At 70.0% G+C, this 12,252-nt stretch carries 11 protein-coding genes; 5 read left to right on the top strand and 6 right to left on the bottom strand.

The features are described 5' to 3' along the window. Positions 1-144: 144 nt before the first annotated feature. The 4 genes from RM704_RS32095 to eno form a co-directional block, all read right to left on the bottom strand. Positions 145-1,254: an alcohol dehydrogenase catalytic domain-containing protein gene (locus tag RM704_RS32095; protein ID WP_192829809.1), complete on the bottom strand. Its 1,110-nt coding sequence runs from the start codon at positions 1,252-1,254 to the stop codon at positions 145-147. A 40-nt stretch (positions 1,255-1,294) separates the two neighbouring features. After that, a complete protein-coding gene (locus RM704_RS32090; RefSeq protein WP_033530869.1) occupies positions 1,295-1,858 on the bottom strand; it encodes a carboxymuconolactone decarboxylase family protein in 564 nt (187 codons plus the stop codon). Between the two features lie 27 nt (positions 1,859-1,885). Next, on the bottom strand, positions 1,886-2,896 hold the full coding sequence (locus tag RM704_RS32085; RefSeq protein WP_033530870.1) for a VOC family protein: 1,011 nt from the start codon (positions 2,894-2,896) through the stop codon (positions 1,886-1,888). 111 nt (positions 2,897-3,007) lie between these two features. Next, entirely contained in the window at positions 3,008-4,330 is a 1,323-nt protein-coding gene (gene eno, locus RM704_RS32080) for a phosphopyruvate hydratase (protein ID WP_052146392.1), read from the bottom strand. A 449-nt stretch (positions 4,331-4,779) separates the two neighbouring features. Between eno and RM704_RS32075 the strand changes: the two genes are divergently transcribed. Then, positions 4,780-5,373, top strand: coding sequence for an NADPH-dependent FMN reductase (locus RM704_RS32075; RefSeq protein ID WP_078937386.1), 594 nt, complete (start codon positions 4,780-4,782; stop codon positions 5,371-5,373). A 93-nt stretch (positions 5,374-5,466) separates the two neighbouring features. On the opposite strand, the gene RM704_RS32070 is transcribed toward RM704_RS32075, so the two are convergent. Then, positions 5,467-6,498 (bottom strand): LacI family DNA-binding transcriptional regulator, encoded by a 1,032-nt coding sequence (locus RM704_RS32070; RefSeq protein WP_033530871.1) that lies wholly within the window; start codon positions 6,496-6,498, stop codon positions 5,467-5,469. 183 nt (positions 6,499-6,681) lie between these two features. Between RM704_RS32070 and RM704_RS32065 the strand changes: the two genes are divergently transcribed. Beyond that, positions 6,682-7,461 (top strand): fumarylacetoacetate hydrolase family protein, encoded by a 780-nt coding sequence (locus RM704_RS32065; protein WP_033530872.1) that lies wholly within the window; start codon positions 6,682-6,684, stop codon positions 7,459-7,461. Positions 7,462-7,534: 73 nt separating this feature from the next. Here RM704_RS32065 and RM704_RS32060 read toward each other — a convergent pair whose 3' ends face one another. Then, on the bottom strand, positions 7,535-8,803 hold the full coding sequence (locus RM704_RS32060; protein WP_033530873.1) for an MFS transporter: 1,269 nt from the start codon (positions 8,801-8,803) through the stop codon (positions 7,535-7,537). Between the two features lie 691 nt (positions 8,804-9,494). Between RM704_RS32060 and RM704_RS32055 the strand changes: the two genes are divergently transcribed. The 3 genes from RM704_RS32055 to RM704_RS32045 are packed head-to-tail and all read left to right on the top strand — an operon-like array spanning position 9,495 to position 12,203. Continuing rightward, positions 9,495-10,523, top strand: a complete 1,029-nt coding sequence (locus RM704_RS32055) for a C-terminal binding protein (protein WP_052146393.1) — start codon at positions 9,495-9,497, stop codon at positions 10,521-10,523. Continuing rightward, complete coding sequence (locus RM704_RS32050; RefSeq protein WP_311591585.1) at positions 10,520-11,653, top strand: phosphotransferase family protein; 1,134 nt, start codon at positions 10,520-10,522, stop codon at positions 11,651-11,653. The genes RM704_RS32055 and RM704_RS32050 overlap by 4 nt, the downstream gene beginning before the upstream one ends. Before the next feature lie 19 nt (positions 11,654-11,672). Then, positions 11,673-12,203, top strand: coding sequence for a cupin domain-containing protein (locus RM704_RS32045; RefSeq protein WP_033530875.1), 531 nt, complete (start codon positions 11,673-11,675; stop codon positions 12,201-12,203). Positions 12,204-12,252 lie beyond the last annotated feature (49 nt).

The raw sequence follows: 12,252 nt of genomic DNA, 5'->3' as shown, positions 1-12,252 counted from the left end.
TACGCCGAGCGGGATCAGGCGCTCCGATCCGGTGCGGGGGAGCGGGAACGCCGAAACACCCCGCGGCGGCGTCAGGGCAGAACAGGACCGCCGCGGGGTGTGCTTGGGGGTTGTACGCGGGTCAGTGGGTCGGGGGTTCGGGGGTCAGGGGATGACGACGTAGTTGCCGAACCCGCCGTCGGGATCCGTGGCCCGCCCCGAGATCGCCTCGTTGACCTCGGCCAACGGGAACGGCTTGGTGATCAGGTAGGATAGGTCCAGGGCTCCCGTCGCGACCATGTCGGCCACTTCCTGGCCCTGCGCCGTGCTGAACCAGTTGGAGCCGATGAGCTGGACCTGCTCGTCCATGAGCCACTTCACGTCCACGGGCAACCGGTCGGCCACGCCACCGACGTTGACCACCTTGCCGCCCCGGCGGACGCCCCGCATGGAGTCCAGCATCGTCTCCACGGGGGCCTTGGCGCCGAGCGCGCTGATGACGAAGTCCGCCCCCTCGCCGCCGGTACGGGACTTGGCCCACTCGCCCGTGGAGCCCTCGCCCAGCCGCATGACCTCGATCCGGTCGGGCGCCAACTCCTTGACCCGCTTGAGGAGTTCCTCGTTGCGGCCCGTTCCCAGGACCTTGGAGACACCCGAGGCCAGCGCGAGCAGCGTGGAGGCGACGCCGAGCGTGCCGGTGACACCGTCGATCAGCGCGACCTGGCCGGGGCCGGCCGCGGCGTGCCGGAGGGCACCGTAGGAGGTGCCGATGTAGCCGAGCTTGCCGGCCTGTTCGAACGTCATGGTGTCGGGGATGTTGACGATCGCGTACTGCGGTGCCGTCATGTACTCCGCGAAGCCCCCATAGGGGTACAGGTCGAAGATCCGCTGGCCGTCGCGCGAGGTGCTGAAGTAACCGTTCAGGGTGAAGTAGCGGCACCGGCTGAGCTCACCGCCGCGGCACACCTGACAACTGCCGCAGGACCGCAGCGGACTCACATAGACCCGGTCGCCGGGCTTGGTGTTGAGGACGGCCTCCCCGACCGCCTCGACGACACCCGCCGGGTCGAGACCGAAGATCGCCGGCAGCTCGGGCAGCGGCTGGTGCGGGTACCAGGTGGGCCAGTTGTTGATCACATTGGCCATGTTCGGCACGATGCCACAGGCCTTCACCCGCACCAGCACATCGGTCGGGCGCGGGGTGGGTACGTCGATCGTGTCCACCGACATCGGTTCACCGAGCGCGTGGAGTCGTGCGGCGAGCATTTTCGCCATGGAAACACTCCCTCATTGAAATGCCGTACGGTGCCGACGACTACGCGGCGGGCAGCGAATTCGGGAACGGATTCGGGTAGTTGTCCTCAAGGTCGATGCCCAGCAATCCCATGATGCGGACGCCGGAGTTGTACCAGGCGATGGACAAGGAGAGTTCGACCAACTGCTTGTCCGTCAGGTGAGCGGCGGCGGCACGCCAGGTCTCCTCCGACACGTCGACCCGGAGCGTGGACTCCGCGGCGAGGCGCATGACCGCCTTCTCCGTCTCGTCGAACAGGTCGGACGACTCGAAGTCGGCCACCGCCGCGAGCTGTTCCTCACTGAGCCCGGCCTTGAGCCCGTGGGACTGGTGGTGCGCGACCTCGTACGCCGACCGGGTCGCGTGGCCCACGGTCAGGATGGCCAGTTCCCGCAGACGGGGGCTGAGGTCGGCGGCCCGCAGCGCGTTGGCGTAGGTCAGGAAGGCGTCCAGCTGGGTCGGCGCGTGGGTCAGGGCGAGGAAGATGTTCGCCGTCGGGACCTTGCGCTCGGCCTCCAGCCGGTCGTAGAGCGGCTTCTGCGACTCGTCGGCGTCCTCGCGGCGCAGATAGGGGACGCGTGCCATGGGTGTCTCTCCTCCGGTAGGCAATGATCAGCGGGTGGACGGGGACTGTTCGAGCAGGAACCGTTCCAGCGACATGGGATTCGGCGGCTCGGCCGGCGGGATCTGCTCGACCCCCACGAAGGGCGACGCCTCGAAGTACCACCTCTCCAGCGCCGGCAGACCCCAGCGGGCGTTGGTGCTCAGCGATCCCGCGTCCCAGCGCACCGGCTCGATCTCGGTGTCGATCGTCTGGTAGTGGCTGTTGAAGACCTCCACCCGGTGCCCGTCGGGGTCCCGGAGGTAGGCGAAGAGCATCCCGCCCGGCCCGTGCCGGCCGGGACCGCGCTCCACGCCCTCGCCGTAGCCCTGGATACCCGCGAAGTCGCAGGCGGTGAAGATGTCGTGGCTCTCGGAGACGGTGTACGCGAAGTGGTGCAGGGCGGGCCCGGTGTTCTCGACGATCGCCAGGTCCAGGCAGGTGCCCTTCCGGTACATGAACGCGCCCAGCAGCTTGTCGCCGTGCGCCAGGTACTCGGAGTTGCGAAAGCCCAGTTCGCCGTAGAACGCGCACAGCTCGTACGTGTCCGGCGCGAAGGTCTGGTAGTGATCGAGCCGCTGCGCGTGCGCGCCCTTGTGGAGCTGGAAGTCGATGTGCAGCCTCGGTCGGGTCTCCATGTGCGCGCAGAGTTCGAGCGGCGTGCCCACGGGGTCGCTGACGTGCAGGGTCCGGCCCTGGTACGGGGCGTCGACCCATGCGGCGGGCAGCCCCCGCTCACGGAACCAGGCGTACGCGAGATCGAGGTCCTCGTCGAAGAAGACCCGGAAACCGATCCTCTCGCAGGAGCCCGCGCCCTCCTCGTCCCATTGCAGGACGAGGCTGTGGTGGCAGGCCTCCGCCAGACCGCGGAGGTAGCAGGTGCGCTCGTCCTCGTCGCTGACGACGAGTCCCAGCACATTCACGTAGAAGTTCCGGCTCTCGGCCAGATCGGCGACGGTGAGCCGGACATGGCTGGAGCGGGTGATGTTGAAACTGGGGCGCAGATTGACGGGCGGCAGCATGCTGGTCTCCGTGCTCGGATCGGCTCTTCGTTTTCGCCGGCTGTGATACTCAGTGTCGCGCGGCGGTTTTCGGCTCGGCGGTAAAGGCCTCAGGTTTTCGGCTCCGCGGTATCAGGTCTCGGAATCGCGGCCGGCCCCGGAGGCGTCGGAGCCGGCGAAGGTGAAGGCGGACCATCCGCTGAATTCGGCGGAATCACCGAGGGACTCCTCGATGCGCAGAACCTCGTTCCATTTCGCCATGCGCTCGGACCGGGTGAACGAGCCCACCTTCAGCTGGCCGGCGTCCCAGCCCACGCTCAGATGGGCGATGGTGATGTCCTCCGTCTCGCCGGAACGCGCCGAGACGATCGTGCCGAAGCCGGCTTCCTTTCCGGCACGCAGCGCCTGGAACGCCTCCGTGATCGTTCCGGCCTGGTTCGGCTTCACCAGGACGGCGTTCGCCGCACCGTCACTCGCCGCCGCCTCCACGCGCTTGGCGTTCGTGACCAGGTAGTCGTCGCCGATCACCTGGCAGCGCCGACCGTAGCGCCGGGTGAACTCCACCATGCCGTCGTGGTCGTCCTCGCCGACCGGGTCCTCGACGGACAGGATCGGGTACTGCTCGATCCAGCCGCCCAGCATGTCGATCAACGCCCCGGTGTCGAGGGTGCGGTCGTCCAGGGCGAGCGTGTACCGGCCGCCGCTGCCGAACTGCGACGCCGCGACGTCCAGCGAGATGCCCACCTCGGTCGAGGGAGCGAAGCCCGCGGTCACGATGGCGCGGGTCAGCATCTCCAGCGCCTCCTCGTTGGAGTCGAACGCGGGCCAGAAGCCGCCCTCGTCGGCCACGCCCTGGGCCTTCCCGGCCGCGCGCATCAGGCTTCCGGCCGCCCGGTAGATCTCCGCGGTCCAATCCAGGGCCTCGGCGAAACCGGCGGCGGCCGGGCACATCACCATGAAGTCCTGGACGTCGACCCGGCGGTCCGCGTGGGCGCCGCCGCCGAAGATCTGGATCTCGGGCAGGGGGATGCGGACCGGGCGTTCGCCCGCCAGGTGCCTCCACAGCGGTACGCCCGCCGACGCGGCGGCGGCGTGCAGGACGGCCATGGAGGTGGCCACGATCGCGTTGCCGCCGAGACGGCCGCGGTCGGTGGTGCCGTCGAGGTCCACCAGGAGCCGGTCGACGCTCTCCTGGTCGGCCGCGTCGTGGCCGGTGAGGGCGGGCGCGATCTCGTCGTTCACCGAGCCGACCGCGCCGCGGACGTCGAGCCCGCCGAAACGGCTGCCGCCGTCACGGCGGTCGAGTGCCTCGCCCTGGCCCGTCGAGGCACCCGCCGGTGCGATGGCCCGCCCGAGCGCGCCGTCCGCGAGGCGGACCTCGACCTCCACGGTCGGCCGCCCGCGGGAATCCCACACCCGGCGGCCCTGGAGCTTGGCGATCCGCGCATCTGACATGCGGTGCAACCTTTCGGAGTACGGACGACCGTGTGAGCGTCGGGAGCTCGTACCGGTCGTCGGGAAAGGGACGTCCGCACGACGGAAGGCGTGCGGACGTCGTCGTCGGCGAACGGGCGCGGGGGTGGGCACCGAGGGGGCGCTCCCCGCGTCGGTTCGGCGGCGCCGAGAGCGAGCGGAAGCTCGGTGCGGCTCTCTCGGTGAAGTGCTAACGATAGCGCAATCGTGCGAACTGTCGGGCGTGATGTCAAGAGGAGTGCCGTCCTGGTCTCCGTCCGGTTCGCGGAGAAGGTGGAGCCTCTTGGTTCGCCCTCCCCTGAATGCTATCGTTCGCACGATCCCGCTCCGACAAGGCTCCGGCGGGTCCGCGCGCTTCCTGGACGGACGGACAGCACAGGAACGGGCGGGTCCGCCGGTCCGGGCGCGGCCGAAAGGAAAGTGGGCCCGACATGACAGCCGAACCCTCTGTGGCGCCGATGACTCTCACCACCGTGGTGGCCAGCACTCGTCCCGGACGGGTGGGAAGATCCGTCGCGGACTGGTTCACCGCCCGGGCCGCGGAGTGCGAACACTTCGACTCGCACACCGTCGACCTGCGAGAGCTCGACCTCCCCTTCTTCGACGAACCTCATCCGCCCGCCCTGCGGCAGTACACGAGGGACCACACCCGGCGGTGGAGCGGGATCGTCGAGGCGTCGGACGCGTTCGTCTTCGTCACCCCCGAGTACAACGGCGGCTTCCCCGCCCCCTTGAAGAACGCCTGGGACTACCTCGTCGTGGAGTGGCAGCACAAGCCGGCGGCGTTCGTCAGCTACGGAGGAGTGTCGGCGGGCACCCGGGCGGTGCAGATGGGCAAACAGGTCGTGGCGAACCTCAGGATGCTGCCGATCGGCCCGACCGTCAGCATCCCCTTCGTGGGTGAACTCGTCGAGGACGGTGTCTTCCGGCCCGGCAAGATCCACGAGGCCGCGGCCGAACAGGTGCTGGACGAACTCGTACGCACCGCCCAGGTCATGCGCCGGTTGCGTGCCGGCGCGTACTGACGCGCGTATCGGACCGTCGCCGGACGGATGCACGAAAGGCGCCCGAAGCATCGTGCTTCGGGCGCCTTCCGTGCATCCGCTGCGTCGCAGGGATCAGCGAGCCCGGGACGCGGCCCGCCCGTCCGGCGACGCCGTACTGCCGCGCACGATCAGCGATCCGGGGGAGACCGACGTGTACGGGCCGTCGTTGCCCGGCTTGGTCTTGAGGCGGCGCATCAGCCACAGCGCGCAGCCGGTGGCCATCTCCTCGATCGGCAGGCCGATCGTGGTGAGCCCGGGACCCCACCAGGAGAACCCGGGCTCGTCGCCGAAGCCGATCACGGACAGCTCCCGGGGCACCTCCACGCCCTGCTCGGAGAGTTCCTCCAGGACTCCCCGGGTGAGCTGGATCGACCCCAGCACCAGGGCGGTGGGCGCGTCCGGGCCCTTCAGCAGCCGTCGCATCGCCTGGCGGCCGTGGTCCACGGACGACGGCGGTGCCAACTCCGTTCGCGCGGCGTCGGCCTTCAGCCCGCCCTCGGTCAGGGCGGTGCGGAAGCCGCGCAGACGCTCCGCGCCGGTCGGCAGCTCCTCGGGGCCGCCCAGGTACGCGATACGCGTGTGCCCCTCAGCCACCAGGTGCGCGGTGGCCCGGCGCAGCGCCTCGTGGTCGTCCACGCCGAACCACTGGGAGCCGAGCGAGGGGTGGCGGCGCAGCAGTTGCAGGTGCGGCACCGTGCGCAGGAGCTTGACGGAATCGCCGTGCGGGCGTGCGGTGGGCACGATGATGACGCCCGCCACGCGGGTGGCGGACAGCTCGCGCAGATGGCGCAGCTCCACCATCCGGTCGTCGTCGGTCTCCGCGAGCATCAGCTGGAAGCCCTCGGCCTCCATGTTCTTCGACAGCTCGTGCGCGATGGTCGAGTAGAAGCTGTTGCGGATGTCGGGGATCACCAGTCCCACCACGTTGCTGGACGCCCCGCGCATCATCCGTGCCGCGCGGTTGCCGACGTATCCCATCTCCGAGGCGGCCTGGCGGACCTTGAACTTGGTCTCCTCGCTGATGCGGGGATCGTCGGCGAGCGCCCGGCCGACCGTCGAGACGGAGACTCCGAGGCGTTCGGCGATGTCTCTGGTCGTGATCACGTATGGGTCCCCTCGAACTCGCTCATCCCGCGACGTCACTTTCCGTGTGCCAACGATAGCACTAACGTCGCGCTCCGTGGTCGGGAGAGAAGTGCGCGAGATTGATCGTTCCGCGCGTGCTAACGTTAGCATTGCTGGATGGGACATGCAGCCGTCTGCGGCTGCCTAGCTGCGGAGGTTTCCGTGCGCATCATCAGATATGCCGTCGGCGGTGTGTCTCACTACGGAGAACTCGTGTCCGGTGACCGCCGGATCGCGAGATGCGAGGGGGATCCCTTCAACGGGCTTTCTCCCACCGGGCATTTCGACGAAATGGCCGACGTGGTCGTTCTCGCGCCGCTGGAACGGCCGCGCGTCTTCGGGTTCGCCTACAACTACGCCGCACATGTCGACGAGAGCGATCGTGCGGTTCCGGACGTTCCCGTGTGCTTCATGAAACCGAGTACCGCGGTGATCGGCCCGAACGAGGCCATCGTCTATCCGGCGGATGGGGAACTGGTCCATTTCGAAGGCGAGTTGGTCGTCGTCATCGGAAAGGAGGCCCGGCATGTGAAGCCTTCCCAGGCGCACGAGTACATCCTCGGCTACACGTGCGGCAACGACGTCAGCGACCGCGTCGTCCAGCGCAGGGAAAGCGCGTTCGGCACGCTTCTCATCGGAAAGGGCCAGGACACCTTCGCCCCCCTCGGGCCGGTGATCGAGACCGGACTCGATCCCTCGTCGCTGACGCTGACGACCCGGGTGAACGGCACCGTCATGCAGTCGGCGAGCACCGCTGACCTGCTGCTCACCGTTCCCGACCTGATCGGCTACCTCAGCCGCCATCTCACGCTGCTGCCCGGAGACGCGATCATGACCGGCACGCCGGCCGGCGTCGGACCGATCCGGCCGGGGGACGAGGTCGAGGTGGAGATCGAGGGCATCGGCGTCCTGCGCAACCCGGTGGTCGCCGAGGTCCGCTGACCCCGGTCGCCCCGGGACACGCGTCAGGGCCTGTCCCACCGCTCGGCGGTGGGACAGGCCCTCGGCGTGTCCGCTAGCGGACCGCGTTGTTGAACTGCGAGGTGCGCACGAAGGCCAGGGCCCCGACGCCCACCAGCGGCAGCACCGTGACCTGCAGCAGCCCCGCCTGGGCCCAGCCGAAGGAATCCACCAGGGTCGCGAAGAGCAGGCCCGAGAAGGCCGCCGGCCCGTAGTAGCTGGTCACGAAGAGACCGGAGGCGCGTCCGATCTGCCCCGGGCGCACGGCCCGCTGTATCGCGCTGTTGGTGTTGGGATAGATGAAGCCCAGTCCGAAGGCGCCCATGAGGAAGGCGAAGACGCACTGCAGGCCCACGCCGGCCTGTGTCTGGTAGATGCACGCACTCACGGCGGAGACGGCCACCAGGCTCAGCATCAGCAGGTTGCGCTGGTTGAAGCGGTCGCCGAGCCAGCCGCCGAACACCGCGGTCATGCCGCCGAAGCCGAGGAGGCTCATGGCCAGGGCCGCCTGCCCCGGGGTGTAGTGCAGCGAGGTGATGAGGTAGGTCGGGTAGAGGCCGAGGAACCCGTAGAGGGCGACGCCGCTGATGACGGCGTGGACGGCCAGCGCGACGGTGTTGCGGTTGTAGGCGGAGGCCGGCATGTACTCGTACGTCCCCGTCGCGGCGACCTTCTCCGCGGAGTGCTCCGTCAGGCCCGTGCGCACCAGGAACAGCGAGGCGGCGGCGATCAGCAGCCCCGCCGCGCCGAACAGGTAGAACGGCGAGTGCCAGGTCCCGTGCATGCTCATGAGCTCGACACCGATGAGCGGGGCGATGAACACACCGATCGAGTAGCCCACGCCGATCACGCCGAAGGCGAGGCCGCGGCGGTGGGCGAAGAAGGCGCCGATGGCCGCGAAGATGGCGGCGGACTGCATGCCCTCACCGAAGCCGGAGACGACCCGGTACACGGTCATGTCGGCGAAACCGGTGGCCAGCGGCGTGGCCATCGTGCCCAGGGAGTAGATCACGATGCTGGCCAGCAGCACGGTCTTGCGGCGGAAGCGGTCCAGGAGGTAGCCGGCGGGGAGGCCGGCCAGGGCCATGCCCAGGGTGAAGTTCGTGGCCAGCAGCCCGCCCTGCTCCAGGGAGAACCCGTACTCCTCGCGGATGTTGGGCAGCAGGGGCGGGAAGACCTGGCGGTCCATCGCGTTGACCATGTACGACAGGACGATCAGCAGAAAGCCCACGCCGATCATGGGGCGGGAAAGGGGAGGTCGACCACTCACCGGTGTTTCGCCGGCGGGCATCGCGCTGGTGTCGACCTGCGCTGCGTGAGACATAGCGGCTCCTGATGGGGAAATCGCCGGGGCGTGCCGCGGCGGATCCGTCGCCGTCCGGGATCGTACGTGGCCGTCGGGCCGGGGACGTACGGGCGATGACGGGAAAAGGCGAGCTGAACACGGACTGGCCGCGACGGCTGTGCGGTCGGCGACCGGTGGAATGGGGACGGCGAGGGCTGACGCGCGGTCGGACGCCGCGTGCGGAATTCAGCCGGGTACCGCCCGTCGGTGACATCCGTGGCTATGGCGTCTTCGACAGCTGGACTTCGTGTGGACACTTGTCGGTCACACGGTCGGCGCTGGCCAAAACCATGGAGGGAACTATCGGGCGCGTCAAGATGTGGACCGCGGTTTTTCTCGGGGGGCTTTCTGTTGTTTCTGCGGTCTTGACGTCCTGGCGACCGCGAGTGCTATCGTTAGCACCGCGTGGCTGTGACACAGTGATTCGACGTGCCCCGACACCCCGTGATCCGCACCAGGGGCCGACCGCGACGCCCGCCCGGCCACAAGTCGTCGGGCGTCGACGACTTCCATGACCTCACCACCCCGCTCCTCAAGGCGGCCGACGGCCCTTCGGACGAGCTGTCGGCCGCCCCTTCGGGAGCGGGCAGACCCGCGGCGGACATGACCGCGACCGGGAGCGAGAGCGACCGGCCCGCCGCGACCGCACGATTCTGCGAGGACACCTGCCATGAACCCATCGAGAGACCCGTCGAGAAACCCGTTGAGCCGCCCGGGCACCGTGCTCCTCACCGACTACGCCTGGCCCGACGACCTCGTCGAGCGTGCGGTCGTCGAGGGGGCGGGCCACACCCTGGTCACCGGCCCCGCCGAGCCCGGCTCCGCCGAGGCCGTCGAGGAGCTCGTGGCCGCGCACCGGCCCGACGGGATCCTGACCTGCTGGGCGCCCGTCTCGGCCGCCGCGATCGGCGGCTCGCCGGACCTGCGGATCGTGGCCAGGCTCGGCGTCGGCCTCGACAACATCGCCGTGGAGGCCGCCACCGACCAGGGCGTCTGGGTCACCAACGTGCCGGACTACTGCGTCGAGGAGGTCGCGGACCACGCCGTCGGCATGGTGCTGTCCTGGGCGCGGGGCCTGGCCGTCCTCGACCGGGAGGTCCGCGCGGGACGCTGGGACCCGGCGAGCGCACGCCTGCGCCGAGTGTCGACGCTGACCTGCGGAATCGTCGGATACGGCCGCATCGGACGTGCCACCGCGAGGCGGCTCGGAGCGTTCGGCTGCCGCGTCCTCGCCCACGACCCGCATCCGCCCGCCGACAGCCCGGACGCGGAGATGGCGGGTCTGGAGGAACTGCTGCGCCGCAGCGACGTGGTGATCCTCCACCTGCCGCTCACACCGGACACGCACCACATCATCGGCGCCGAGGAGCTGGCGCTGATGTCGCCGGGCGGTCTGCTGGTCAACGTCAGCCGGGGTGGTCTGGTGGACACCGACGCGGTGATCAAGGCACTCGACAGCGGACACCTGGACGGGGCCGCCTTCGACGTCCTGGAGACCGAGCCGCACGTCCCCGACGGACTGCTGGCCCAGCGGGGCGCGCTGCTCACCCCGCACGTGGCGTTCTCCTCCGACGCCTCGGTCACCGAGCTGCGCCGCCGCGCCGCAGAGGAGGTCGTACGGATCCTCGCGGGCGAGGCACCGGCTCACGCCCGCAACAGCCCGCGCGGTCCGGCCACGGGGTCGGGTGACCCGCGATGAGTTCGCCCACCGCGCCGATGAGCCCGAACCCGGAACCGGACGCGGTCTCCGGTCCGGACGCGGTCTCCGGTCCGGACTCGGCCCCCGGCCCGGATCCGGAGCTGCCCCCGGAGTCGGAGCCGGGCGCCTCTCCGGCCGCCTTCCTGCTCGACCGCGGTCTCGCCCGGCCCGGTGAGCCCGCCCGCTGGACGCCGCTGGCCGGCGGGGTCTCGTCCGACCTGTGGCGGGTGGACCTGCCGGGGCGCTCGCTCTGCGTGAAGCGGGCGCTGTCCCGGCTGCGGGTCGCCGCCGACTGGCGGGCACCGGTCTCACGCAACGCCTACGAATGGGCGTGGATGCGGTTCGCGGCCCGGCACCGGCCCGACAGCGTGCCGGAACTGCTGGCCCACGACGCCGAGGCCGGACTCTTCGCGATGGCGTTCCTGCCGCCCGAGCGGTACCCCGTGTGGAAGACGCAGCTGTTCCACGGCCGCGTGGAGGTGACGACCGCCGCGGCCGTCGGAGAACTGCTCGGCACCCTTCACGCCGCGAGCGCGAAGGACGCGGATCTCGCCGCGGAGTTCGCCACCGACGACAACTTCCACGCACTGCGCGTCGAGCCGTACCTGCTCGCCACCGCGACGGCGCACCCCGAACTGAGCGACCTCCTGCACGGCCTCGCCCGTCGCACCGCCACGACCCACCTCGCCCTCGTGCACGGCGACGTCAGCCCCAAGAACATCCTCGTCGGCCCGGACGCGCCCGTACTGCTGGACGCCGAGTGCGCCTGGTACGGCGACCCCGCCTTCGACCTGGCCTTCTGCGTCAACCATCTGCTGCTCAAGAGCCTGGTGCTGCCGGCGTTCCGGGAGGACCTCCTGCGGTCCGCGCAGGTGCTGGCCGAGCAGTACCTGCGCTGTGTCGACTGGGAGCCACGGCAGGCACTCGACGCACGGGTGGCGTCCCTGCTGCCGGCGTTGCTGCTCGCGCGCGTGGACGGCAAGTCCCCCGCGGAGTACCTCACGGACGACCGGCACCGACAGTTCGTACGCGGGGCCGCCACGGCCCTGCTGCGGTCGCCGCTCCCGACGACGGCGGACCTGCTGACCACCTGGACGAAGGCACTCGACGGCTCGACCGACACGGCCTGACCCGACCGAGGAGAGACACATGCGCAGAGTTGTCACCGGGCACGACGAGCACGGCAGATCGGTCGTCGTCAGCGACGGCCCCGTCCCCCGCAGCCGCGAGTTCACCAGCCTGCCGGGCTGGGTCTCCCGTCTGCCCTGGGCCACGGAACCCGGCGAGCCGGTCGGCCGGACCGGCGAGGACCCCACGCCGAAGGTCACCAGCCTCCTCCCGGCGCCGGGAGGCACGCGGTTCGTCGTGCTCACCATCCCGCCGGACAGCGCGATGGCCGATCCGTCCTTCGACCCCGTCGCCTTCGACCGGGAACAACGGGCGGACTCGCCCGGCATCGCCGAGCTCATGGAGCCCGACGGCATGCACACCACGCCGACCGTGGACTACGGCATCGTCCTGCACGGCGACATCGTCCTCGAACTCGACGACGGCCACCGCACCCCTCTCTCGACCGGCGACATCGTGATCCAGAACGGCACCCGCCACAGCTGGCGCAACCTCGGCGACCAGCCGGTCACGATGGCCTTCGTCCTCATCGGAGCGGAGCGCGAGGACTGAACCGGGTCGCCCGGGTCCGGACCACCGTCGGCGCACGGCACCGTCCGGA

This window comes from Streptomyces gottesmaniae, assembly GCF_031845845.1.
In the GTDB taxonomy this organism is placed as follows: domain Bacteria; phylum Actinomycetota; class Actinomycetes; order Streptomycetales; family Streptomycetaceae; genus Streptomyces; species Streptomyces akebiae.
The sequence above is the reverse complement of the archived record's forward strand: the minus strand, read 5'-3'. Positions and strand labels throughout refer to the sequence as shown.